Origin of the sequence: Coleofasciculus sp. FACHB-712 (genome assembly GCF_014695635.1) — a bacterium.
Lineage (GTDB): Bacteria > Cyanobacteriota > Cyanobacteriia > Cyanobacteriales > FACHB-T130 > FACHB-T130.
Window position 1 is genome coordinate 1 of the sequence record NZ_JACJOQ010000414.1, and the last position, 25317, is coordinate 25317.

The 25317-nt window shown below is 47.6% G+C and carries 20 protein-coding genes; 9 read left to right on the plus strand and 11 right to left on the minus strand.

Annotated features, from left to right (window positions below):
* The 4 genes from H6F50_RS12670 to H6F50_RS12685 form a co-directional block, all read right to left on the minus strand.
* On the minus strand, positions 1-811 hold an 811-nt coding region (locus tag H6F50_RS12670; RefSeq protein WP_190428977.1), incomplete at its 3' end, for an aminotransferase class IV.
* A gap of 802 nt (positions 812-1613) precedes the next feature.
* Positions 1614-2162 (minus strand): DUF3124 domain-containing protein, encoded by a 549-nt coding sequence (locus H6F50_RS12675; protein ID WP_190428978.1) that lies wholly within the window; start codon positions 2160-2162, stop codon positions 1614-1616.
* Positions 2163-2542: 380 nt separating this feature from the next.
* Positions 2543-2683: a hypothetical protein gene (locus tag H6F50_RS12680; RefSeq protein ID WP_190428979.1), complete on the minus strand. Its 141-nt coding sequence runs from the start codon at positions 2681-2683 to the stop codon at positions 2543-2545.
* A 17-nt stretch (positions 2684-2700) separates the two neighbouring features.
* Complete coding sequence (locus H6F50_RS12685) at positions 2701-4905, minus strand: ATP-binding protein (protein ID WP_199292129.1); 2205 nt, start codon at positions 4903-4905, stop codon at positions 2701-2703.
* A 398-nt stretch (positions 4906-5303) separates the two neighbouring features.
* On the opposite strand from H6F50_RS12685, the gene H6F50_RS12690 reads away from it, so the two are divergent.
* Both H6F50_RS12690 and H6F50_RS12695 read left to right on the plus strand, forming a co-directional pair.
* Positions 5304-6224 carry a bestrophin family ion channel gene (locus H6F50_RS12690; RefSeq protein WP_190412019.1) on the plus strand — a complete coding sequence of 307 codons (921 nt, stop codon included), beginning with the start codon at positions 5304-5306 and terminating at the stop codon, positions 6222-6224.
* A 230-nt stretch (positions 6225-6454) separates the two neighbouring features.
* On the plus strand, positions 6455-6613 hold the full coding sequence (locus tag H6F50_RS12695) for a hypothetical protein (RefSeq protein WP_190412018.1): 159 nt from the start codon (positions 6455-6457) through the stop codon (positions 6611-6613).
* A gap of 293 nt (positions 6614-6906) precedes the next feature.
* Here the strand turns inward: H6F50_RS12695 and ftsH are convergent, their stop codons facing one another.
* On the minus strand, positions 6907-8847 hold the full coding sequence (ftsH, locus tag H6F50_RS12700) for an ATP-dependent zinc metalloprotease FtsH (RefSeq protein WP_190428981.1): 1941 nt from the start codon (positions 8845-8847) through the stop codon (positions 6907-6909).
* 231 nt (positions 8848-9078) lie between these two features.
* Between ftsH and H6F50_RS12705 the strand changes: the two genes are divergently transcribed.
* The 4 genes from H6F50_RS12705 to H6F50_RS12720 all read left to right on the plus strand — a co-directional run bounded on the left by H6F50_RS12705 (position 9079) and on the right by H6F50_RS12720 (position 12865).
* Complete coding sequence (locus tag H6F50_RS12705; RefSeq protein WP_190412016.1) at positions 9079-9273, plus strand: hypothetical protein; 195 nt, start codon at positions 9079-9081, stop codon at positions 9271-9273.
* 183 nt (positions 9274-9456) lie between these two features.
* Positions 9457-10650, plus strand: a complete 1194-nt coding sequence (locus H6F50_RS12710) for an AI-2E family transporter (RefSeq protein WP_190428982.1) — start codon at positions 9457-9459, stop codon at positions 10648-10650.
* Between the two features lie 71 nt (positions 10651-10721).
* Positions 10722-11564, plus strand: a complete 843-nt coding sequence (locus H6F50_RS12715; protein ID WP_190412014.1) for a DUF4351 domain-containing protein — start codon at positions 10722-10724, stop codon at positions 11562-11564.
* Positions 11565-11665: 101 nt separating this feature from the next.
* Positions 11666-12865 (plus strand): homocysteine biosynthesis protein, encoded by a 1200-nt coding sequence (locus H6F50_RS12720; protein WP_190428983.1) that lies wholly within the window; start codon positions 11666-11668, stop codon positions 12863-12865.
* A 66-nt stretch (positions 12866-12931) separates the two neighbouring features.
* Here the strand turns inward: H6F50_RS12720 and H6F50_RS12725 are convergent, their stop codons facing one another.
* Entirely contained in the window at positions 12932-13885 is a 954-nt protein-coding gene (locus H6F50_RS12725; protein ID WP_190428984.1) for a hypothetical protein, read from the minus strand.
* 243 nt (positions 13886-14128) lie between these two features.
* Here H6F50_RS12725 and H6F50_RS12730 point away from each other — a divergent pair, with 243 nt between their 5' ends.
* Entirely contained in the window at positions 14129-15004 is an 876-nt protein-coding gene (locus H6F50_RS12730) for a tetratricopeptide repeat protein (RefSeq protein WP_190428991.1), read from the plus strand.
* Positions 15005-15072: 68 nt separating this feature from the next.
* Here H6F50_RS12730 and H6F50_RS12735 read toward each other — a convergent pair whose 3' ends face one another.
* The 4 genes from H6F50_RS12735 to H6F50_RS12750 form a co-directional block, all read right to left on the minus strand.
* The gene (locus H6F50_RS12735; protein WP_190428985.1) at positions 15073-15690 is read right to left on the minus strand and encodes a TMEM165/GDT1 family protein; all 618 of its coding nucleotides are present in this window, start codon (positions 15688-15690) and stop codon (positions 15073-15075) included.
* A gap of 263 nt (positions 15691-15953) precedes the next feature.
* Positions 15954-16109 carry a hypothetical protein gene (locus tag H6F50_RS12740; protein WP_190428986.1) on the minus strand — a complete coding sequence of 52 codons (156 nt, stop codon included), beginning with the start codon at positions 16107-16109 and terminating at the stop codon, positions 15954-15956.
* 8 nt (positions 16110-16117) lie between these two features.
* Positions 16118-17845, minus strand: a complete 1728-nt coding sequence (locus H6F50_RS12745; RefSeq protein ID WP_190428987.1) for a succinate dehydrogenase/fumarate reductase flavoprotein subunit — start codon at positions 17843-17845, stop codon at positions 16118-16120.
* A 183-nt stretch (positions 17846-18028) separates the two neighbouring features.
* Positions 18029-18340 carry a hypothetical protein gene (locus tag H6F50_RS12750; RefSeq protein WP_190412006.1) on the minus strand — a complete coding sequence of 104 codons (312 nt, stop codon included), beginning with the start codon at positions 18338-18340 and terminating at the stop codon, positions 18029-18031.
* Between the two features lie 685 nt (positions 18341-19025).
* On the opposite strand from H6F50_RS12750, the gene H6F50_RS12755 reads away from it, so the two are divergent.
* Positions 19026-23006 (plus strand): PAS domain S-box protein, encoded by a 3981-nt coding sequence (locus tag H6F50_RS12755; protein WP_190428988.1) that lies wholly within the window; start codon positions 19026-19028, stop codon positions 23004-23006.
* Positions 23007-23165: 159 nt separating this feature from the next.
* Complete coding sequence (locus H6F50_RS12760) at positions 23166-23708, plus strand: GAF domain-containing protein (RefSeq protein ID WP_190428989.1); 543 nt, start codon at positions 23166-23168, stop codon at positions 23706-23708.
* A gap of 241 nt (positions 23709-23949) precedes the next feature.
* Here the strand turns inward: H6F50_RS12760 and H6F50_RS12765 are convergent.
* Positions 23950-25317 (minus strand): metallophosphoesterase (locus tag H6F50_RS12765; RefSeq protein ID WP_190428990.1); only part of this gene is annotated, 1368 nt, incomplete at its 5' end.

Below are 25317 nucleotides of genomic sequence, written 5' to 3' on the forward strand. Positions count from 1 at the left end.
AAGCTTGATGGGTTTGGTAGCGCTGAAATAAGCTCTGCAATTGCTCTAGGCTGCTGTGTAACGGGTCAAAAGTCAAAGTACCTTCTTGGCAAAGAACGGTATGAATCGGAACGGCTTGCACCACGCAATTACTATAAGCAAGAACTGACAATCCTTTCACAAAGTCAGCATCCCAAGGTACTTGCTCAGGGGTTTGATTCTGACTTGCCAGCCAGTTGATCAGTTGCGATCGCGCGATTCCCGGCAAAATTCCAGCATCTAGAGGCGGCGTCCACCACTTACCATCCCGCCATCCCCAAAGATTGCCCGTACTGGTTTCTAACCAATTTCCCTTATCATCGACCAAAATTGCTTCTGTCGCTCCCATCTGCTGAGCTTTTCCCAATGCCAGCCAAGCAGGCAGGTAGTTCCCCGTTTTATGTTCGGGAATTGAGCGGCAAAATAACGGCTCTGCCGCTAACCAACTTTTAATACCATATTTTTGTCTTTCTATCAATTCATCGGGAAAAAACCGCCCGCTAATCCACTCTCGCCCATCGGGAAATAGAGTAATTCTGAGAACGGGGAAGTGTGGGATTAACGCTTCTGCTTGTTGCCGTAATTGTTCCCAGTCTGGCTGCTGCCAGTCAAACGTTTGCACGCTGCAACAGAGGCGATCGCAATGTCCTTTCCAGTTAGTCAGCGGACTCTCCAACGACTGCTCGTAAACCCGCAGCGTTGTAAACACCTTCGCTCCATAAAGTAACCCCGGATCGTCAATCGCTAATTCCAGGGTTCCCGACTCAATCAGGTTGCCGTTATACCAGTACATCTCATCACCTTTGGGTGAATACAATATACTTCAACATACTACATAAAGGCGACAAACGCTACACAAACGTCCTTTTGTACGTGCAACGCGAGACTTTTGAAACCCGCTTCGGTCGGGTTTAGTCTGTATAGATGCGAATTCTCTTCCCCCTTTTTACAGGCTGTATAGTGACTTTTTATTTGACGTGGAGACAGATCAGTGTCGTTAAAGAGGCAAAGCTAAACCTGGCTTGCTTTTTCCGCTCAATCTAAATTGGCAATGCTGCTGGTCAAATGCTAGCTCGTTGAGTAATCTTTCTCTGTAATCCTGCAATCGGGAAAGTTTTGCTCAGTGACACGAAATTGTCTCGACGCCATTTAATTTGGCACTGTACATCAACGTTGAAAAGGTGATTGATGAGCAAAAATGTCCTGAGTTTTCAGAATGGTTTCAACTCAGGCGGCAAGGAGCTATTAAACCGAAATTTATTAATGATTGACGTGATTAGGTCGATTCCATCTTCATGACGATGAACCCAGCTAAATTAAGCACAAGACTCGCAATGTATTAAGACTTTTTTTGGAGATGCGATCGCCTTCAACAACTATGTTAATTTCTGTTCTCTTTGAGTAATTTAGCTATCTCAATCTAAATGCTGAACAGCTTAGCGTTTTGGGAAAGGATAGCTTCGATATTATCCTCACTGAAAGCTAACGTGTTTTCCTTTTTATCGATATTGTGGCTAGAAGTTTGATAGTAAACTAATAATCGTTAAAAAACTTTGGTAGTATATTTTTGTGTCAAAAAAAGCTAATAATACAAATTACTTATCGTTATGACTTTTAATAACTCTACCAGGACTGACAAAAGAAATTCCTTGGTTGGATGCAGCACTAATCATAACGGCTTCAACGACAGGCTCAGAAACTTTCTTTTTAGCTATCCACTCAACAATAAAGTTAGCTCCTAACCCCCCAGTGGTGTCAGTTCTCGCTACAACAAAATCTGTAGAAGCTAGAGAACCAAGTTCCACAGGGCGATCTAAATAGTGCTTGATTAATTTTCCCTCTGTATCATAGTAGCGCACTGAAGTGACAATGATGGGATTGCTCAAATCCGTATTGCGAATACTAAGAGTGGCTGATAAATATAAAACTTCCTTCTGGTTTTCGTAATAAATATGAGAATAGATAGGGACATAGATAGTTTGCCCCATCGCTATCTTACTATTGTCATCCAACGTTACCACCCTGAGTTGGGGTTGAGTCACCTGACCCATATTAGATTGTGGCTTCTGTGGAATCCCCGGTAAACTGCAAGAGGCAAGGACAATGAGTGCTAGGGTCGAAGAAAAATACAAATAAAGCTTCATTAGAGGTAATTGTTAGATTATTAGAGGTAATTGTACAGTGCCGAATTAAATGACTTCGAGACAATTTCGTGGCACTGAGCAAAACTTTCCCGATTGTAGAATTACAGAGAAAGATTACTCAACGCTCTACATTTGACCATCAGCATTGCCAATTTAGATTGAGCGGAAAAAGCAAGCCAGGTTTAGCTTTGCCTCTTTAACGACACTAATCTGTCTCCACGTCAAATAAAAAGTCACTGTACAATTAGTGAGTTCGATGCTGGATATTTCATAAAAATTACCGTTGCCAATACAACTAACTTGAATCCAGAAATCTCAAAACCATAAAGGTAAAGAAAAGAATAACCATCCGAATAAACACGGTCCTTTCTTGCAGAGAATTATGTTGATAAAATGAAGATGTCAGTAATTCTCACCAAGGCAGCATAAACACAAGAATTACCTGCCTGGGCAGGTAATTTCGTAATGCGATCGCCATTGACCTTAGTTACAACGCGATCGCAATTGCATCTGTCTGACAACGCGATCGCATCCCCAACTAGGAGACTATATTGAAAGAATTTCTAGCCAAGCTAGCGATTGTTGCAGCGAATGCCGCTGCCTCGACAGGCTTCGTGACGTGCTGCTGGAAGCCTGCCAAAATCGCACGCTCGCAATCCTCGCTTCTGGCATACGCCGTCAGTGCTACCGCTGAAATCTGTCCTCCTTGCTCTGGCGTCATTGCTCTAATTTTGCCGATCAACGTGTAGCCATCCTCATCGGGCATCCCAATGTCGCTCACTAAGACATCTGGTTTTACCTGTTGCAGCGCTAAGAGTGCCTCCTGTACCGATGCTACTGCTGTTACCCTCGCTCCATACTGTTCAAGCGCGATCGCGAGAAAATCTCGGCTATCAGCCTCGTCATCTACAACCAACACCTGTAACCCTTCCAGTACAGTGCTGAAGCTTGATGAAGGCTGTGTACTAACTGGGGCTTCTAGCTCAGGCTTGAGTCCTTTCAACTCAGTCTTCATCATCAGCGGCAGTTTCACCGTAAAGATTGCCCCTTGCCCCTCCCCAGGACTATCAACACAGACAGTTCCGCCGTGTAGTTCGGTGAGGTGACGAACAATTGCCAAACCCAAACCAAGCCCTGTTTGCGATCGCGTGCTGGTACTATCAGCTTGACGGAAGCGCTCGAAGACATAGGGCAGAAAGTCAGCCTCGATTCCTTTGCCTGTATCGCTCACCTCAATCTGGGCGTAGGAGCCAGTGCAATCGAGCTTGATTTCCACTCGTCCCCCGGAGGGTGTGAACTTGATCCCATTCGAGAGCAAGTTCCAGATAATCTGCTGCAAGCGGTTTGGATCGCCGACAACCAAACCAACGGCAGGATCGAGTACCGATTCCAGTCGAATGCTTTTAGCCGCTGCGGCTAGATGTACCGTCTCCATCGCCGCTTGAACAATTGAGATCAGATTAACCGGGCACACATTCAAGGAAAGTTTGCCTCGAATCATCCGCGACACATCCAGAAGATCCTCAATCAACTCTGCCTGTAACTTAGCGTTGCGCTCAATGGTTTCCAGGGCGCGGGCAGTCGTTGCTGCGTTCAACTTCTGAGTGCGAAGCATCCCCGACCATCCGATAATTGGGTTGAGGGGCGATCGCAATTCGTGAGAAAGTACCGCCAAAAACTCGTCTTTCATGCGGTTCGCCGCCTCTGCCTCGGCGCGTGCCGCTTGTTCGCTAGCCAACAGTCGGGCACGTTCTTCCTCCGCTCGCTTGCGCTCCAGTTCTGCCGTCGCACGGGTGGCAAAGATTGTCAGCAGCGATTCTGCCAGATGGAGATTCTCCAACGGTTTTCGAGCCATCACCCCCACTAATCCCAACACTCTTCCTGTGGAGCCTAAAAGCGGAGTTGCGATATAGCTGTCAACGTCCATCTCGGCTAGCAAAAAATTACCAGGAAATTGCGCTTGGAGATTGCGGGGATAGCAGCATAGCTTTCCTTGCTGAATCACCTGTTTGCAAGGTGTATTCAGCAGTGAATACTCAATATTGTCTGCAATCTCATGCTGGGCATAGAGAGCAATCGTGCTGACTTTATCTTCGTCTTTCCCCGCTAGTTCCCCAATAAAAGCGAAATCAACATCCAATGCCTTGGTGAGGTGTTGCGCCAGGGAGTAGAAAAACGCCTCCCCTGTCGCTGCCGAAACTCCCTTCGTCACCTCAATGAGGGCAGCATCCATCTGGGCAATTTTGTGTGCAGCCAGCCGCAACTCTAGCTCATCAACCACCATCGCCGCTAGGTCGGCAAGGGTTGCTCGCTGCTCGGCAGATAACTCATGGCGCGGCTTGCTATCTACAAGACAAAGGGTGCCAAGATTAAAGCCATCCTTCGCAATTAGGGGGGCACCTGCATAGAAGCGAATCCCCGGTTCGCTAATTGCATAGGGCTTACAAGCGAAGCGGGGGTCATTTCTGGTATCTGCAACGACGAAAACATCCTTAGACAAAATCGCGAAGCTACACATTGTTGCTTCACGATTAATTTCGCGGGTGTCAAAGCCGTAGCAGGATTTAAACCAGGCTCGAAATTGGTCAACTAAAGAAACTAGGGCAATGGGTACGTCAAAAAGCCGAGCCGCCAGAGCCGTAATGCGGTCGAAGCTTTCTTCGGGAGGTGTATCGAGAATGTTGTAGCGACGCAGTGCCTCTAGGCGTTCTATTTCGTTAGGCGGCAGGGGAACAGTGGTCAAAGTACCTCCAGAAGACACTTCTTAAATATGGCTTGGGGCAGCTAAGATAGCTTTGCGTGCCTGTCAAAGAGCGCTATATTTTATAATTATTTAAATTTTAGGGTAATCTCAAGCAAAACCCAATAATTTACCACAATCCGGGTAAACACTACTGCAATTGTTAATACTTTTAGCAATTCCGAAGCGCGATCGCGATTGAAACCATCTAACAATGCGATCGCTTACCTGCTACTAACTGCAATGGAACATCGTTGACACAATCTACTCCTAAAAGGACAAGACTGTTTCAGAAACATTTACTGACTATGCTATAACCTTAAAAAAATCTCAAGGATAAATCGAGTATTATCTTTTGGATGTAATTCAGCGTCTGAGTCAAAGTTAGAGGTTAAAGTTTAATGGATAAAAAGAAATGGCAGTGGTTTCAAGTTACCTTCCAGTTAAAAGGATCGGTCATTCCGGCAGTCTTGCCCAGAACCCTAATCTGCGGGCTATTTGGCTTAATTATTTCTGTTCTTCACCATTTTAAATTAGCTGTATCTTTGCCAATTTTAGCTAGCTTAATTCCTAATATTGTTTTAGGTTTATTACTGGTTTTTCGGACGAATACAGCTTACGAGCGGTTCTGGGAAGGTCGGAAATGTTGGGGTAGTATCGTGAACACTGTCCGCAACCTGGCTCGTCAAATTTGGGTATCGGTTGACGAAAACGAACCGAAAGATAGAGAGTCGAAAATAGCTGCTTTACGGCTTCTAGTAGCTTTTTCAGTAGCGACTAAATTGCATCTTAGGTCAGAGCCAGTCAACAGTGAACTAGAAGATTTGATGTCTGAGTCTCGCTACTTTAAGCTAAAGACAATGAACAATCCACCACTAGAAGTTGCGTTTTGGATTGGAGATTATTTACAAGAACAACATGGTCGAAATCGCCTGAATGTTTATCAAATGAATTCTTTGCAAAATTTGATTAATCTACTAGTAGACAATTTAGGGGCTTGTGAACGCATTCTCAAAACTCCAATTCCAATGGCTTATGTAATCCATCTCAAGCAGTTACTGTTAATCTATTGTCTATCTTTGCCGTTTCAAATGGTTGGACAGTTGCATTGGTGGACTGGGCTAACGGTTTCTTTAATTAGCTTTACATTGTTTGGAATTGAAGAAATTGGGATTGAAATTGAGAATCCTTTTGGGCACGATGCCAATGACCTTCCTTTGGATGCGATTTGTGCCACAATGCGGCGCAATATTGAAGATTTAATTTCTCTAGCCCCTAGTGTTAGGGATTGGAAGACCACAAAAATTGATAAAGCAGGATAGGAAAAAAGCCTGCTAGCGATCGCAGAAGACGAATCCGATTTTACTGGATGTCTACAACAGAAACAAATATTCCTACTCGCCTTCAAAAGCGATAGGGAGATTCATTGTGGAGCATCCTCAAGGGAAATTAGGTCGCGCGATCGCTTCAATGTTGCTTAAGATACATGACGATTTTGAGAAGGTTGGTATCATGTTTAAGAAATTAAACTCTGCCCAAAAGGAAATCTTCAATGAATGGTGCATGGCTCATAAAATTTAGTGTAGTTTTATACTTTATAACAGCGGCTGCACTTCTGGCAGAATTGATAAATTTTCATCCATTTTCAGGTGCCCCAGTAGTGACTAGCGAAGAGCAAGTCCAACCGATTGCTGTAGATTATCAACTTTGAAGGGTGACGCTCCAGGGAAATGCCATTACAGAGGATGGTTATATATAAATTTTTACAAAAAAGATGCGTTTCACTACCCACTCTGAGTTAGCGATCGCAACTTGATTCCATCATTCTTCTCTGGAACCAGGTAATAATACTTAGTCCAGTTACCTTGCAGATTTCTGCAATAAAACCGTAAAACAGGGGAAAGAAATCCGCTGTTGTAGATTGGCACGTATCGGGATGCTCCCAAAGGAAAAGCGATCGCTTTAAACGAAAAGCGATCGCTTTTTTCTCACCTCAAGGAGTCATTAAACCAAAGCGGCTTGCTTCAACTGTATCCCGTCAGGTAACTTCCCGCTACGCAACCATTCATCCATTTCTGAAGGAATATTAGCGGATTTGAGTTGTTCCCGCAGTTCAGCGCCTTCCAAAACTTCTTTTTGCAAAAGCATCTGTGCCAGCTCTTCCAGTAAATCCTGATTCTTGTCTAAGATTTCTAAAGCCATGTGGTGCGCTGCATCAATCGTTTCCTTCACTTGGCGGTCAATCTGCTCAGCCACCACGGGACTCACTGAACGACGCGGATTGCTGTAACCCTCGATGAACTGTTGCTGCGGCTTCTCAAACGCCACGGGTCCCAATTCATCACTCATGCCGTAGAGAGTAATCGCCCGTTCCGCTAAATCTGTTGCTTTTTGGATGTCATCACTCGCACCCGTAGACACTTTCCCAAAGATTAACTCTTCCGATGACCGTCCACCTAGGAGAGTGGCGATTCGACCGCGAATTTCATCTTCTACCATCAAAAAGCGGTCTTCCTCTGGCATCTGGAGCGTGTAGCCTAGGGCACCGACGCCACGGGGGACGATAGAGATTTTCTCGACTTTACCAGCTCCCGGCATCAAAGCCGCGATAATCGCATGACCGACTTCGTGATAAGCGACAGTCTTTTTCTCAACATCATTCAGAACGCGGGATCTGCGCTCTAATCCGGTGACAACACGCTCAATTGCTTCGTTGAAGTCTGCCATCATCACAGCGTCGCGGTTCTGACGTGCTGCCAGTAGCGCCGCTTCATTCACCAGGTTGGCTAAATCGGCACCGGCAAACCCAGGTGTGCGACCCGCGATCGCTACCAAGTCTACATCATCTGCTAACTTGACATTTCGGGAATGGACGCCAAGAATGGCTTCTCTACCCACTTTATCCGGGCGGTCTACCACCACTTGCCGGTCAAAACGACCCGGACGCCGCAGAGCCGGATCTAGCACTTCTGGGCGGTTGGTGGCGGCGACGATAATCACCCCGGTATTCCCATCAAAACCATCCATTTCGGTGAGCAACTGGTTAAGGGTTTGTTCGCGCTCATCGTTTCCACCGACAAAGCCTCCAGCACCGCCGCGAGATTTACCTAGCGCGTCTAGTTCGTCGATGAAGACGATGCAAGGGGCTTGTTTTTTGGCTTGTTCAAATAAGTCGCGGACTCGTGCAGCGCCGACACCGACGAATAGTTCAATGAATTCGGAGCCAGAGATACTGAAGAAAGGAACGCCCGCTTCACCCGCGATCGCTTTTGCTAAGAGTGTCTTGCCAGTTCCCGGAGGTCCCACCAGCAGCACGCCTTTGGGAATTTTGGCTCCCAATCGGGTGTACTTCCCGGCATTTTTCAAGAAATCCACAATCTCTAGCAGTTCTAACTTGGCTTCATCGACACCCGCCACATCACTAAACTTGATGCCGGTGCTGCCTTCTGAGTAAATCCGTGCCTTGCTTTTCCCAACCGTCAGCGCTGCGCCACCTGCGCCTCCACCCCGGTTCATCAACCATCCCCAAATTCCAAAGAAAATCAGGGGAGGAACAACCCAACTGAGGAGGGTTCCAATCCAGCCATTGTTGTTGGGTGCAGGTGCAGCAAACTTTACGTTATGTTCGCGCAGGATCTTGGGTAGATCCAGATCGATTGCCACTGGCGTGGTGACGAATACCTGATCTGGTGCGGCTTGCTCTCCCGTGGCATCGGATTTAAGCGCATACTCGATCCGGTCATTGCTCACAACTGCCTGCTCAACTTTACCGCTTTCTACCTGATTGATAAAGTCGCTGTAGGGTACCTGCGGCAATTGAGAGCCAAAACTCGGAATGATAAAGTTTAGCAGTAGAAGGATAGTGAACAAAATCAGGAAGCTGCCGCCAAACTGCTTTGTTCTAGAGGCTTTGGGCGATCGCTTATTATTATTTTCAACAGGCATTGTAGATACGAACCTCTTAAAAGTTATAAAGTTTGAAAGGTTGCTTTCAGATGTCTACTGAGTGAAAGCTAAATGTACTCTTGGCTTTAGTAAGCTTTTAGAGCATCGAAATTGGTAACAGGGTGAGGCTCTAAAAGCTATTGTAAAAAAGGGGATGCGATCGCCTGGGTTCGGTGTCTACCCCTACAAGCATCCGTATAGCCGTACTTTAGTCTTTGTTTATTAAGTTGTATGACAACTCAGGTTGGATTCATTCTTAAAGTGCTAGTCGCCTCAGCGGCACTGTCAATCTTAATTAAGTACGGTGGTCCCTATTTATCAATTCCAGCATCCCCAGCCCTAGTGCTGATGGTTGTGTTTCTGCCAACGCTGATTATGGCTGTGACCTTCTGGCAGCGATCGCGACAATATCGCCAACTGGACTAAGTTGTATTTTAAGTATCAATGAATACTTATCTGACTAGAGCGGCTTACATAAAAACACTGAAACAGTTGACGCTTGGCAGCTATTCAAACCTTACTTTCAACCCATGCGAAAGTTGCCAAAATCGGCTAATCTAGCTGCATTAAACGGCAATTACAGCCTATGTCAGCTCGGAGTCAACACCTGTGAATCTAGGTCAGTGGATTGGCTTATTCGTCTTAGTCGTTTCTCTTTATGTTTTGTGGCAAATTCGGCAGGTGTTGCTGTTGGTGTTTGCCGCCGTTGTGTTGGCGACTGCCTTAAACCGATTGGCGCGGCGGCTGCAACGATCGGGAATGAAACATGGCATCGCGATCCTGGCGTCGATTGTCTTATTATTAGCTCTGATTGTCGGGTTTTTTTGGCTGATTGTGCCGCCCTTTACCGTCCAGTTTCAAGAACTCACAGAACGGGTTCCTAGAGGGTTTGAGCGCTTGAATCTTTGGGTAGATCGCCTCAGAACGGGTCTTCCTAGCCAGCTGACACCGTACCTACCCGATGTGGAGAGCATAAGCCAACAAGTACAGCCCTTAATCAATCGGCTATTGGGCAGTTCGGTCGCCTTTTTCTCCAGCTCTTTAGGGATTATCCTCAACGTTTTGCTGGTGCTGGTTTTAACCGGAATGTTCTTAGCAAATCCCCAAGCTTACCGCAAGGGATTTGTGCGGCTATTTCCTTCTTTTTATCGGCGGCGCGTGGATGGGATTTTGGACCAATGCGAGGTGTCATTAGGGCGATGGCTTGGAGGCGCTCTCATCAGCATGAGTGTAGTCGCGCTGATGAGTATGATTGGCTTGTCGGTTTTGCGAATCCCGTCACCGCTGGCTCAAGGGATTTTGGCAGGGGTGCTAAATTTGATTCCCAATCTTGGCCCGACGATTAGTGTCATTCCACCAATGGCGATCGCGCTGTTGGAGGCTCCTTGGAAATGCTTGGCTGTGTTCGGTCTTTACTTTTTTATTCAGCAGGTTGAAAGCAATTTCTTAACACCCTACGTTATGGCTCAACAGGTATCGCTGTTGCCAGCCGTAACGTTACTTGCTCAAGTATTTTTCGCCACATTCTTTGGATTTTTAGGGTTGGTCTTGGCGTTACCGCTAACCGTTGTTGGTCAGATTTGGTTCAAAGAAGTCTTATTCAAAGATGTTCTCGATCAATGGCGCAGTCAGCGCGAAGCAGATTTTGATCCAGAGGGTATAGCAACGTCTCATGAAGCTGCTGAATTTGAGCGAGAAACTGTGGTGTTGCCGGAAGGGAAGTCATCCATTAATGACAAGCCTAATCTTGATAACGAGAATCAGGCGAATGTTAATGATGTGACTGGTAAAGGGAAGAAGTAGCCATAAGTAGCGATCGCGATTAGTTAGTAACCTCCGATGAGAAAATAATAAGACTTTCTCCAATTGCCCTCTTGGAATACGACAACACTTGCAAGTATCTCGCTGAGAACTACCCAGATGAATTTGCCAAGTGGCTACTGTCATCTGAAGTTTCAGACATCCAGGTAATCAAAAGCGAACTCAGTTTGGAACCGATTCGCGCCGATTCTGTCATCTTCCTGCAAGTCGCCAACCAAATCTTGCACCTGGAATTTCAAACCTCGGCGCAATCAACTCCGCCCCTCGACTTCCGGATGCTCGACTACTACACGCGGCTGAAGCGGCAATATGGGTGTGAAATTGTGCAGATAGCAATCTTTTTGCAAGCCACTACCTCAGAACTCGTCTTTCGACAGCAGTACACAGACACAAACACCAGACATCAATATCGAGTCATCCGTATGTGGGAGGAAGATCCCACCCCACTGCTAGCAAACCCGGCTCTCCTACCCCTGGCAACCTTAGCCCGCAGCGATTCACCCAGAGCCTTATTAGAGCAAGTCGCCACTGGGGTCGCTAGGATCGAGAAAACCACCGAGCGACAGAATATCCTCGCTTGTGCCGGGGTTCTTGCTGGTTTGCGGTTTAAAAAAGATTTGATTCAACAACTATTCCGAGAGGAAATTATGCAGGAATCTGTTATCTATCAAGACATTCTCCAAAAGGGCGAGCAACGAGGTCTGCGACAAGGAGAAGTGGCGTTAATTTTGCGGCAGCTCAGGCTACGATTTGGTGACATCAATCCCGAACTGCAAGAACAGATTCGCGGTTTATCGATTCCTCAATTAGAGGGATTGGCAGAAGCGCTGTTAGATTTCTCCAGCCAAACTGATTTAGTTAGTTACTTGGCGGCGATAGACTCATCGGCAATCTGAACAGCAACACATACCGTTAACCTCCCAAAAGCGTCGCCCCACGAGGCATCGCAATAGTGGAAACTAGGGATGAGCAAAAGTCCGACCCTTCAACCTTCCCTATGCGAACCCTTGCCGAAATTAACGACAAAATCAGCCACCAGCGTGCAGTGGTGTGGACAATAGAAGAATTAAAAGCACGGGTGGCAGAAGTGGGAGTCACCCAAGCTGCGAAGCAAGTAGATGTCATTACCACCGGCACTTTCGAGCCGATGGAGTCTTCGGGGGCGATTATTAACCTGGGACACACCGATCCCCCAATTAAAATTCGCTCCTGTTGGTTAGATGGGGTTTTAGCCTACTCTGGCTTTGGGGCAGTGGATCTGTATCTGGGAGCAACCCAGATGGTGGAATATCGGAGTACGGGCGAACCCCTAGACGGCGAGGAATCTAGAGAACGCGGCGGCGGTCATGTGATTGAAGATTTAATTGCTGGGAAAACGGTGCAACTACGCGCCATTGGGCAAGGGACGGACTGCTACCCTCGTGCTTCCTTTGAGACAACCATCACCCGCGACACGATTAACCAGTTTTATCTATATAATCCCCGCAATCTATACCAAAATTTTATCGTCGGGGTGAATGGAGGCGATCGCCCGCTTTATACTTACCTCGGCCCGCTGCAACCCCGCCTCGCGAATGCCGTCTACTCAAACGCTGGGGCAATTTCTCCCCTCCTGAACGATCCAGACCTGCAAACGATCGGGATTGGCACTCGGATTTTCTTAGGCGGTGGCGTTGGCTATGTAGCGTGGGAAGGCACCCAACACTTCCCCTTACAAAAGCGGTTGCCAAATCGAACGCCTGTTGGTCCGGCGGCTACCCTTGCCTTAATGGGAGACGCCAAACAAATGAATTCTCGCTGGGTGCGCGGCTGTTACTTCAAAAATTATGGCCCTTCTATGATGCTCGGCGTTGGTATCCCACTGCCCGTTTTACAAGAGCAAGTCGTCGCCAATTGTGCCGTGCAAGACAAGGAGATCGTTGCGCCGGTTGTCGATTTCTCGATTCCTCGGCGCGTCCGTCCCACTTTTGGGCTTGTGAGTTACGCCCAGCTGAAGACGGGACGCATCACAATTGAGGGCAAACCCGTGCGGGTTGCCCCCTTAGTCAGCCTATTCTTTTCTAATCAAGTAGCGCTGGAGTTGAAGCAATGGATTGAGGCGGGGACATTTACCCTCACCGAACCTGTTGCCCCCATTCCACGGGATCGCTCATTTTTACCCCAAGACCGATGGGGTTCTCAAATTTCCCTAGATTAGTCATTTGTCATTCGTTATTCGTTATTAGGTGTAACTCATCACAGTGACTCATGACTAACCGCCAGTTTATTCTGGCGGCGGGGAAGAGCGCTTAACTGGCTTTGGCAAGGGTTCCTTGCGTTTGGGGGATGGGGGCGCGATCGCTGCGGGTCTTTCTCCGCTTGGACGCACGGGACGCTCTCGGCTTCCTCCTCCTGGCTTTCTGTTGGGAGGACGCCCACCTCCACCTCCTCGAAACGGCTTCTTGCCCGGAATCTTTCTAGGAGGCAGGCGACCAATATCCTGGCTCTCCTGAATTACCAGGGAGTTCCCCTGTCGTTGCACCTGCAAATCCATGAAATGACCGACTGCCTTTTCTTGAACCACACCATTGAGTTTCAACTTGAAAAACTTAGGTGTGTCTTCCTGCTTGCGAGGAGACTGCTTAATCTTGACGATGATGCCTTCTTCTTCTTCTCGCGACTGAAAAATCACTTCCCCGCGAATCGAAAAATAGCCATCGTTCGCCGCCGACTCTTCACTTTGAATATGCGTGGGTTCGGACGATTGGGCTGCTTCCGCTTCTGGGTCAGACGACGGCTGGTTCAGCCTTTCTGGCTCCCAAACGCCCACAATCTGGACGTGCAAGTTGCCGTCTTCTTGTCGCATCCGGGGATAGACAACCCATAAATGTTCCTGCTCTAAGTTCAGGTGATTTTTGACTAAACTCATCACCCGACCTAATAGCACGGCATCGATGGCTGTTCCATCGCTTGCCAGCAGCATTCCTCGCGTAAATTGCTCGTCGGAGGACGTGTACTTACCCTTTACTAGGCCAATGGCCCGGTATTGCATGGGTTCGCTAGGGGGAGGAATGGGTTGCTGTCGTGTGACAGCAGGATTCTCTTCAGTTGTTTGTTCCAAATCGCTGTTTGACGCTGTATCCGCTGGCGTTGGCGGACTGGATAGGGGTGGTGGTTCTGGCTTAGGATCGCCAGAAGACTGGGATAATTCGGAGAACCGATTTACAGAAGGACTCATAATACTCCTCGCGGCGGAGACACATCCCCTTGGGGGGAGTCAGTCAGCTCATTGTACTGAATGCGGTGATACGACTGGTAGATCCGTAATGTTTTTGCACTCAGCAAAAACACTTACACCTTATCAAGTTCGGTTCGATGCTGCCACTATTTTAAAATGTGGAGACAGTGATGCGGTTTGCCAAGTGTGACAGTGGAAAATAAGATTGTGTTTGATAATGGCAATAGAGTTCAGAGCAGTCGTGTGTCCCAAAAGCGCAATCGCTGGTTTATTAATCTAGTCCTAGGGCTAGGCGTGTTAATCTTTGTCGGATTATCCATCATTCCGTTGGTGGGTATTGTTTTTGACGGCAAAGAGCCTACTACTGGGGCAACCCCAACACCAACTCAGACGGCAGGGGTAGCTAATCAAGCGGAACTGGAAGCGCAAGCGAAAGGTTACGAACTGGTTTTGCAGCGAGAACCACAGAATCAAACGGCGCTGCGGGGGTTGTTAGAAGCACGGCTAAAAATGCGCGATATCAAAGGCGCGATCGCACCCTTGGAAAAACTGGCGAAGCTGAATCCCGATCAAAGCGAGTACGCAGTTTTACTCGCGCAGGCTAAACAGCAAACAGGAGATCGAGAAGGGGCTGCCCAAACTTATCGCTCGATTTTGACTTCTAAACCGGGAGATATGAACGCCCTGCAAGGTCTTGTCAGTCTTCTGGTACAACAAAACCGTCCGGAAGCAGCGATTGGCTTGCTGCAAGACACGTTGAAAACTGCTCCCCAAGTGAATCAAGTTCAACCTGGTAGCGTCGATGTCACTTCGGTGCAGTTGGAGTTGGGCAAGGTTTACGTTGAGCAAAAGCGCTATCCGGAAGCGATCGCTATCTACGATGACGCCATCAAAGGCAATCGACAGGATTTTCGTCCGGTGCTAGCGAAGGCACTGGTGCTGCGAGAACAAGGCAAAATCGCCGAAGCTAAACCCCTATTCAATACGGCGATCGCTCTAGCTCCAGCTAGAGTCAAAGACCAAATTAAACAACTGGCGGCTGACGCACCCGCACCCACGGCTGCGCCCACGACTTCACCTACGACTTCGCCTTCTGTATCTCCCAGCCCTACGCCTTAACCTGGGTCTTAAGAATTAAAAATGCTTTCATCAAAAAACAGAATTTTTAATGCAGGCATTTTTAATTTTTAATTTCCTTCCAATAAGGCGATCGCTCCAAACAGTAAAAACAAGCCGCCCCCAATTGCTGTAATTAATCGCTCGGAAATTCGTCCGGCGATCATCCGACCCCCCAAAACAGCGATCGCTGCACAAATACTATGCCCCGCAATAGCCCCAGCCGTAACCCCTACAGCCGACTGGGACGCAGCTAGAGCAATTGTGGCAATCTGAGTGCGATCGCCCCACTCTGCTACAAATGTCAGCATAAAGGCTTCGAGTACAATCGCCCAAGGAGTTTTCTTTTTTGGCATCTTCGACTCAGCTTCTTTAACCGTGGCGATCGCTTCTTCGGCTTCTTCACAGTCTGGTCCCGCTGGCATCTGGCTTGCTTCGTACAATAACTTCACCCCGAAGCCAACAAAAAAAATAATTTCTGCAAAATGAAGATAATGCTTGGGGAGTAGAGACGCCACTTGTCCCAAGAGAACCGACAGAACCGTCATTGCTGCCAATGCCGCCACAACGCCTGCAAATACCAGTCGTCGGGAGTGGCGCATTGCCAGAATTACCGCAATGAAAAAGGTTTTATCGCCTAATTCGGAAAAAGTGATGAATAATAAACCGGCAGTAAAAGCTGTCAGCATCCTCTCAAGCTCCTCAGAATGTTCTACCTATCGCATCTGAGTGAGCTTTCTGGAGGGTACATGGGACTTCACCAGCAGCTCACATCGGATGTGAACTCGGTGAAGGTCTCGCTCCCAAGGTTTGAAACAATTAGTTCAGCGACTAGGCGCTTATTTTTAGTTTCTTTCGCTTGTCACCTGAACCAGGCTCATCGCCAGTATGTTGATTCAGATGGGCTAGCATCATTCTTCGCTAGCAGCTACTCCCCTTCATTGTTAAGTAATTATACATCTAACTGTGGGTAGAATAAATTAATAAATCTACATAAATTTATTTGGGGAGTGTCATGACAGGCGATCGCAATATATCCCCCATTCGCAGCCAGCACGCCTGTGGGCAGGTGGAAAGTCGGCAGGTTATGAACTTGCAAACTTTCCACCTAATCACTTAATACTTCCGTTCCTTTGGCTCAAACATGGTAATCGTCACCGGGCGATCGCGCAAATCGATCCCGGCTGGAGAATAGAAAGCCATCGTGTGCTTGAGGAAATTCTCATCGTCACGCTCAGGATAATCTTCGCGATAATGAGCGCCTCGACTTTCTTGACGGTTGAGCGCCGATGTCAGAATCATTTGTCCGACAATAATCAAGCTGCGGAGTTCCAGCGCCTCGATGACTTCAGTATTCCAGAGTTTACCTTTATCATCCAGGTAAATATCCTGGGATTGCTGCTGAATCTGTTGCAGCTTGTTCAAACCTTCGCGCATCAATTCCTCGCTGCGGAAGACACCACAATACTCAGTCATGCAGTCTTGGAAGGCTTGACGCACTTGGTTAATCCGGTATTGACCCGATTGTTCTAGTTGCGCTTGGATTTTGCAGTGAGCTTCTAGCAGATAGGGTTGCTCATCCAGTTCGGGCAGCTTGCGGTTTTGGACAAATTGCGCGATCGTTGCCCCCGTTTTTCTGCCATAAACCACACACTCCAACAGGGAATTACTGCCCAATCGATTTGCCCCGTGAACCGAGACACAAGCAGCTTCTCCAGCGGCAAAGAAAGCGTCAATTAAACCATCCGGACCACTTTTCACCTGACCGCTGGTATTGACGGGGATGCCGCCCATTGAATAGTGAGCCGTAGGGCGCACGGGCATCGGTTGATCTACGGCGTCGATGCTGAGTAATCGGTGAGCTTCTTCCCAAGCAAAGGGAACCCGACTCATAATTTTTTCTCGCCCCATGTGGCGCAAGTCGAGATAGACAAAGGGGCCACCGGCGCTGCCATTGGGATGAACGCCCCTTCCGGCGCGAATTTCTCGCGCGATCGCTCGTGAAGTAATATCGCGGGGAGCGAGTTCCATGCGACTGGGGGCATAAGTCGCCATGAAGCGATCGCCCTCAGCGTTGATCAAATACGCGCCTTCACCCCGCACAGCTTCCGAAATCAGCACCCCCACCGGATACAAGCCCGTCGGGTGAAACTGCACAAACTCCATATCTTCCAACGGCACCCCGGCGAGGGCAGACATCGCCAACCCATCCCCCGTCGAGGCGTAGTCATTCGAGGTGGTGTTAAATACCCTGCCATAGCCGCCCGTGGCGAACATCACCGCCTTCGCCCGTACAACCTCAATTCGCCCGTCCAGAATCTGGTACATCACCACACCCTTCGCCTGGGCGTCTTCCAGAATCAGCTGCATCACGTACCACTCATCGTAGATGCGGACGCCGTGACGCCTGAGATTATTCACCAGTTCGTGCAGAATCGCGTGACCCGTCTTATCCGCTGCATAGCAAGTGCGCCGGTGAGAATGCCCCCCAAAAGCCCGCTGGGCAATCCGACCATCCGGCAATCGGGAAAACAATACTCCCATGTGTTCCAGGTCGATGATCGTGTCTGGAGCCTCGCGGGTGAGGATTTCCACCGCATCCTGATCCGCCAGGTAGTCAGATCCCTTTACGGTGTCAAAAGCGTGGTCTTTCCAAGTGTCTTCAGGGTCTACATTCTTCAGCGTTGCCGCCATACCCCCCTGCGCGGCGACCGAATGGGAACGAATCGGGTGAGTTTTGGCAATCAGCGCCACATCTAAGCTGGGTTCTGTGCGGGCAATCTCTAAGGCGGCGCGACACCCCGCTAATCCACCTCCCACAATCACGACATCGTGTTCAAGCATCTTTAAGATCCGCTCTTTGGAATTCTTACATCCATGCTGACGCAAATAAAAACTTCCCCACCACAAAGCGGGGAAGTTCTTCATAAATTTCTTTTTAGCCCTAATACCTGTTCTGGCGTCTCAGTCCTCAGTCCTCAGTCCTTAGCCCTCAGTTCTCAGTGTTGACCAAAGACTGATGGCTCTTCAACTAGTCACTTGGGCAGGGTTTTGGTTGGGTAAACTGCCACCAACGGTCTCAGTGGTGTCCTGGATATCCATTGCAGAAACCTCAATGTGGTTAAACAACGTGGTCACGAAGGCAAAGAGCAAGAACGGCAAAGACAGCACTAGGATGAGTCCGACAGTCATTAGGGCGTAAATTTGCCGAGTGGTACTCCACAGCGCTAGTGCAGAGGCGAGACTAATGAAGATGACAATCAGCCAAACGATGATTTGCCCATAGATATCGCCAAAGGAGAGAGTACAGACGAAGCGATACTTTTGCATTTTATCCATGACGTTTCCCTTGCAACATTCCTTTAAAGTTCTAGGTTAAGGTTCTGACACGGGCTTGGCAGATTTCTAAATCTTTTTACAAGAGTTGCAATATAGCTTTACAATCTACCCCAGTGTGCCGAACGGTTGCTACTCACTGCGTTCCAGCCATAGCGATCGCTCTCGAATTTAAAATCATTATCCTTCCTAGCCGCATTCTAAGAATGATTATCGGAAGGTGATTCTTCTTTTTATAGCAAGAAAGCCCAGCTTTGAGTGTTTTAGCGCCGCAGCGACTCCGATTGAGCATTTTGTCGGTAATTTTCTAGCTAATTTTCAGCGATCGCTCTCTTGACAAATGAACTCTCGTTTAATTTATTAATTTTCTACATTGACGCCAGAGACCTTTTTTACCACAACAATTACGTAGAAAAACCTATCAATCGTTAAACATTGATATTCATTTCCAGTTGGCATACGTAATATTACGGCGATCGCTATGCGAATTGAGTATGTTTTCTAGAAAAATTACAGTTGTCGTGGCTATGGGCTGGGATTAAAAATTTTAATTACTAAACATAATTTTCTAGAATTTTGGCTTCTCAGCTTCTCTCGTCGAGAAAAAATGTAAAGGTTAATTGTATGTTTTTATACTCTACAAGTTTACAAAGTTGAGCAAAAATTAGGAACACGTAGTAGGAGCTATATGCTGCAATTTTTGCAGATTTTTTTGGGTTCAAACTCTTTTATTCCACATGGACATTGTTACTTGTGGAAACCAGAGTTAGTAGGGCTGCATATCATATCAGATGTGCTAATCGCTCTTGCCTATTACTCTATTCCTATCACGCTCTTTTACTTCGTTCACCAGCGAAAAGATTTACCCTATGCAGGGATATTTCTATTATTTGGAATCTTTATTATTTCCTGTGGTACCACTCATCTCATAGAAGTGTGGACGCTTTGGCATCCGATTTATTGGATAGCTGGTTTTATGAAAGCGCTAACTGCTGGAATATCAGTCTATACAGCAGCAAGCTTAGTGCCCTTAATTCCCAAAGCTCTAGCATTACCTAGCCCAGCTCAATTAGAGATAGCTAACCGCAAACTTGAAACCGAAATGATTGAGCGCAGGCACATTGAGGAACAACTGCGAAAGTCGCAACAAATGCTGCAATTGGTAATGGATAACATCCCCCAATTTATCTTTTGGAAAGACAGAACTTCAGTCTATTTGGGGTGCAATTGGAATTTTGCACAGCTAGTAGGGGTTGGCAAGCCAGAAAATATTGTTGGAAAAACCGACTACGATTTGTTGTTCACAGAAAAAACGGGCTTATTGCGGGATAGCGAACGGCGAATTATGGAAACAAACACGCCAGAATATCACAGCATTGAATCAACGCTCAAGGCGGATGGTAAACCGTCTTGGATAGACAGTAACAAAGTTCCACTCCATGATGGTGAAGAAAACGTGGTCGGCATCCTTTGCACTTTTGAAGATATTACCGAACGGAAAGCTGCTGAAGAAGAGTTACGTAAGAGCCGAGAACGGTTTGATTTAGCAGTTCAAGGTTCTAAAGATGGATTATGGGATTGGGATATAGCAACCAACGAGACCTATTTTTCACCTCAATGGAAGAAGATGCTGGGCTATGAAGAGCATGAGTTGCCCAATCAAATAGAAGAGTGGGAAAAACGCCTGCATCCCGATGATCGCGATCGCGCGATCGCGACCGTCCAAGCTTATCTCATGAATAGCCAAGCTTCTAATTACGAATTAGAGCATCGCTTGCAGCACAAAGATGGCTCTTATCGGTGGATTTTAGCGCGGGGAGCAGCGCTGCGAGATGACAATGGCAAAGCGATTCGGATGGCGGGATCGCACACGGACATCACCCAGCGCCAGCGAGCCGAGGAAACTGCGAAAAAAGCCAAAGAAGAACTAGAATTCAGCTACAGCCTTGTGTGTGCGGTGATTGAAGGCACCCCGGATGCTATTTATGTGAAGGATCTTCAGGGTCGCTATTTGATGATCAACTCGGCGGGTGCCGCTGTTTTTGGCAGACCGGAAGGGAAAATTATCGGCAAGGATGATACCGAGTTACTGCCTCTAGAGTTGGCACATCCAGTCATGGAGACTGACCGCCAAATCATGACGACGGGCGTGACTCAAGTTGTCGAGGAAACGATACTCACCACAGGGATTACCCGGACATTTCTTTCCACAAAAAGCGTCTACCGCGACCCTAAAGGAAAGGTTATCGGTTTAGTTGGCGTAGCGCGGGAAATCACCCAGCGCAAACAAGCAGAGGAAGCACTCAAGAAAGCCAAAGAAGAACTAGAAATCCGGGTTGAGGAGCGTACCTGCGAATTAAGAGCTGCCATTGGGCAATTGCAAAGCGAAATTGCCAACCGGGAAGAGGCAGAGGCGGCGCTGAAGGCGAGTGAGCAAAGATACCGCCATTTGGTCGAGACTTCCCAGGATTTGATTTGGTCGGTGGATAGACAGGGGCGATTTACATTTGTCAACTCTGCGGTCAAACAAATGCATGGATACGATCCCCAAGAAATGATCGGGCGTTTGTTCACCGATTTCCAGCCACCGGAACAAGTGGAGCAGAACTGGCAGATACATCTGCGCCTGCTAGAGGGTGAGCCGTATTTCCAATACGAAACGGTGCATCTGCGTAAAGATGGAACGCCGATTCAGATGAGCTTCAACGCGATCGCATCTAAGGACGACGCCGGAAACATCCTCGGCACCACGGGCACTGCGAGGAACATCACAAGTGCCAAACAGGCTGAAGCCGCTCTGAGGGAGAGCGAACAGCAGCTTCAAGCAATTCTGGCTTACTCTCCAGCCGCTATCTACGTCAAGGATATTCAAGGTCGTAATATTTTGATGAACCGGAAGTGTGCCAACTTGCTCAACGTTGATGCAAAGGCAGTCAAAGGGAAGACTGAGTACGAGTACTTACCTTATGAGGTCGCTGAGGCATTGCAAACCAACGATCAAAAGGTACTTGCGGCAGGGATTCCTTTAGAAAGTGAGGAAGTGATTCCTCAAGACGACGGCTTACACACCTACATTTCGATGAAGTTTCCGCTTTACGACGACAATGGTATGCCTTATGCAGTTTGCGGCATTTCCACCGACATCACCGAACGCAAACAGGCTGAAGTCGCTCTGCAACTATCGGAAACTCGATTCAGACAACTCGCTCAGCAGGAAGAACTACTCAACCGTCTAGCTAACCAGATCCGGAACACCCTCGATCTAGATACGATTCTAGAAACCGCCGTCGGGGCGATCCAAAGGCGGATGGGGATTGAGTCATGCACCTTCGCTTGGTATCGCCCCCATTCCTCACCCCCCGGCTGGGAGGTTGTTAAGGAAGCGAGAACTTCCACCGAAGCGAACTGGCTTGGCTTCTATCCGGTGGGATTTTTTCCAAAGTTTGAGGAAAAAATGCTGAATTTAGAAATGTTCCGCCTGGATGAAGTGCAAACTCCGGACGATCCAGTCATTCCGCAAACATTACTCGTTGCAGGCACTCGGTCAGCGCTGGCGCTGCCAATACAGACACCGAGTGGCGAACTGGGTGCCTTGGCTTGTCATCGCCGGAACCAAGTGCAACCTTGGACGGACAGCGAGGTGGAATTACTCTCGGCGGTTGTCAACCAGCTAGCGATCGCGATTAACCAAGCCGAACTTTACAACCAGCAGCTTGATGCCGCCAGCACTGCCCAAACTAAAGCCGCTCAGCTTGAACACGCCTTGCGCGAACTGAAGCAAACTCAAGCTCAACTGATTCAAAGTGAAAAAATGTCCTCTTTAGGACAGTTGGTTGCGGGGGTTGCTCACGAAATTAACAATCCCGTTAACTTCATCTCCGGCAATCTCTCTTACGCTAATGCATACGCTCTCGATTTACTACGCCTGCTTCAGCTCTACCAGGAACACTATCCCCAGCCACCCGCCGCCATTCAAGCTCAGGCGGAAGAAATCGACCTGGTTTTCCTACTCGAAGACCTGCCTAAAATCCTATCTTCTATGAAGGTAGGAGCTGACCGTATCCGCGAAATAGTCCTGAGTTTACGAAACTTCTCTCGTCTTGATGAGGCAGAGATGAAGACTGTCGATATTCATGAAGGCATCGATAGCACGCTGCTAATCCTGCAAAATCGTCTGAAAGCCAAACCGGATCGTTCGGGTATTCAGATCGTCAAAGAATATGGCAACCTACCCAAAGTTGAATGCTATGCGGGACAGATTAATCAAGTATTTATGAATATTTTGACGAATGCGATTGATGCCCTCGAAGCAGTTCATTGCTCGCCGTTCGCCGTTCGCGGCAATAAACCATCAACGATGAACCCCGAAGAATCTCCAACAATTTGGATTCGGACTTCTACGGTGCAACCCAATCAAGTCAGGATTCAGATTGCTGACAATGGCCCAGGAATGACGCAGGAAGTCAGCAGTCGGTTATTCGATCCGTTTTTTACAACTAAGCCGGTCGGTTCTGGGACAGGTTTGGGGATGTCAATTAGCTACCAAATTGTAGATAAGCATAACGGTCAACTGAAGTGTATTTCAGCACCGGGACAGGGTGCAGAGTTCTTAATTGAGATTCCAATTGAGCAACAAAAAAGTCAATTACTGGTGAATCAAGAAGTATAAAGTGTGAATTTCTGCTGTATAGGACATTGCACTCCCCCAAAAAATAAGAGCGATCGCTGTTTGCATCAATCTCTTAGCTTTTAGAGTGGATGCTATTTGGACTATAGCGTTATCATAAAAAACATTCAATTGTCATAACTCAGTCGGATTTGTCTTCCCGTGCAAAGTAACTTCAACAGAGATTCTGACTCTAGTCCTGCTATACAAGATAGCGATCCGGGTTTGCGAGCATTTGCTAACCGTCTTGCCAATAGTATCGAGCGAGATGTTTTAGTTCAAAAGACGACCGACGAGCTAAGAGATTTGCTTCAAGTCGATCGCGTCGTTTTATATTACTTTTATCGCCAATGGAAAGGGCAGGTTACGTTTGAGTCCTTGAGGTCTAGAGAATACTCGATCTTCGGCTCAACAGGCCCCGATGATTGTTTTAATGATGAATATGCTGCCTTGTACCAAGCAGGAAGGGTACGAGCGATCGCAGATATTGAATTAGAACCGATTAACCCTTGCCACCGCGATTTTCTCCGCACGATGAAGATACGCGCTAATTTAGTGGTGCCAATTCTCAATTCTGTTCGGTTGTGGGGATTGCTAGTTGCTCATAATTGTCAGGATGCTCGTACCTGGACATCATCGGATCTTGAAGCAATGCAAAAAGCAGCAGAAACTTTGGCAATGGCTCCTTCAATCCGAGATAGCTAAGTTGTGCTATTTCTTCAATGATTCGTGAAGGCGAAATCCCCGATTTCGAGCGAGAAATCGGGGATATAAACCACTGGTATCTCAAAACTCATATTGGATTCTTATAAAAGTAACTGTAAAGGGGCTTGCTTTACCTAATTTTAGCCGATTTATGCTTGCAAAATGGTGGGGTAACAACTTTTTAGAATGATTGAGCGATCGCGCTCATTGCCTACTCGATAAATCGCCGGGTAAATTTCCTCTATTTCAGCTTAAATTCATCAAACTTTACCACCTCTGAGTCCAGTTTTCGCGTATCAAAACGGTAACTGCTCACCGTACCCGTTCCCGTGTCGAAGATGCTAAATGCCGTAATCTCATTACTCGCCACATACGACAATGGCTTCCCATCTTCACCCATTAGCGGCGCAATCGTCGGTACCACTGCTTCCAAGCCATTCGGATCGCCCGTTACGATATCATTCTCTTGATACTCTTCTGGGACAGGTCGCTTCTTTTCGCCCAACGCCGCACCATAGGAGTTGCCGACATTCGAGGTTTCTAAAAAGTGCATCCCGCTAGAACTGACAAAGCGATTCCACAGGTGCGAGTGCCCATAAAATACTAACTGCACATTAGCAGCTTCTAGCAGTGGTACTACATCTCGGATAATGTAATCAGCTTCTCTAGGGTACTTGTAACGCACCGATTTAATATTGCCATTCCCATCTCGGTCGATCGTCTGCACTGGGTCGGTATAAGGAGGGACAACGTTATCCCCCAGTGAATGTGGTGGGTGATGAAACATCACAACTTTATACTTTGCTTGCTTAAACTCCGGGCTATTCAGTTCTTTTTCGAGCCAGGTGTATTGTTCGCTACCCTTGGCAATTGGCTCAAAGATGTGCTGCCCATATCCCCACTTTTCCGGGTTATTTAAGTGTTTTTCTCGTTCGCGGTATCTTCCCTTTGTCTTCTCCTCTAATCCCCAGTAACGCCACGCATTGGTTGCGTAAAGTACTACCAACCGCACATCACCAAATGTGACGGCATAATATTTTTTTCCACCCTCCTTGCTTTCGGGTAAAGTAAAAATTTCTTCGTAAGTATCGGTATTAAAAGAATTATCTTTTAACTGTTGAAGAGACGCGAAATTGCGCTTCGTGTCCTCACCGGGGTTTAGTTGCTCTGCCTTTTTTTCTTCTGCCTTTTGTGCATAAATTTCCTGAGCAGCCCAACGAGGATAAGAGTCATCGAACTGGTCGTTTAAGCTACTTTCCATCGAGAAGCGTCCCATCACCTCATGATTGCCAATCGCTGCAAACATGGGGGCGTTTTGAATTATCTGTCCGCCCCGGTAAACCGTCTTGACACCGTTATGTTCAAGTTCGTAGTTGCTGCGACCTTGGAGACAAGGAAAGAAGGCACCCCCCCGATTATCATCAAACCACTCGGAGGCACGGTCGGGAATATTGACTAAGTCACCGACAAAGAAGACAGCGTCTACTTGCCCGACTGTCTCAACGACCTTCTGAAGATTGGCAGATGTCATCGGCTTGAGCTGGTGGTCGGAAGTCAGCAAAATTTTCAGTGATGTGCCCGGTGTGGGTTTGGGGGCGAGCGTGAATAC

What these genes read in the sequence shown, in the direction of transcription:
- H6F50_RS12705 (WP_190412016.1), top strand. Translation starts at nt 9,079, where the DNA reads ATGACAACTCAGGTTGGATTCATTCTTAAAGTGCTAGTCGCCTCAGCG.
- H6F50_RS12690 (WP_190412019.1), top strand. Translation starts at nt 5,304, where the DNA reads ATGGATAAAAAGAAATGGCAGTGGTTTCAAGTTACCTTCCAGTTAAAA.
- H6F50_RS12735 (WP_190428985.1), bottom strand. Translation starts at nt 15,690, where the DNA reads ATGCTGACAGCTTTTACTGCCGGTTTATTATTCATCACTTTTTCCGAA.
- H6F50_RS12745 (WP_190428987.1), bottom strand. Translation starts at nt 17,845, where the DNA reads ATGCTTGAACACGATGTCGTGATTGTGGGAGGTGGATTAGCGGGGTGT.
- H6F50_RS12695 (WP_190412018.1), top strand. Translation starts at nt 6,455, where the DNA reads ATGAATGGTGCATGGCTCATAAAATTTAGTGTAGTTTTATACTTTATA.
- ftsH (WP_190428981.1), bottom strand. Translation starts at nt 8,847, where the DNA reads ATGCCTGTTGAAAATAATAATAAGCGATCGCCCAAAGCCTCTAGAACA.
- H6F50_RS12725 (WP_190428984.1), bottom strand. Translation starts at nt 13,885, where the DNA reads ATGAGTCCTTCTGTAAATCGGTTCTCCGAATTATCCCAGTCTTCTGGC.
- H6F50_RS12720 (WP_190428983.1), top strand. Translation starts at nt 11,666, where the DNA reads ATGCGAACCCTTGCCGAAATTAACGACAAAATCAGCCACCAGCGTGCA.
- H6F50_RS12750 (WP_190412006.1), bottom strand. Translation starts at nt 18,340, where the DNA reads ATGGATAAAATGCAAAAGTATCGCTTCGTCTGTACTCTCTCCTTTGGC.
- H6F50_RS12675 (WP_190428978.1), bottom strand. Translation starts at nt 2,162, where the DNA reads ATGAAGCTTTATTTGTATTTTTCTTCGACCCTAGCACTCATTGTCCTT.
- H6F50_RS12755 (WP_190428988.1), top strand. Translation starts at nt 19,026, where the DNA reads ATGCTGCAATTTTTGCAGATTTTTTTGGGTTCAAACTCTTTTATTCCA.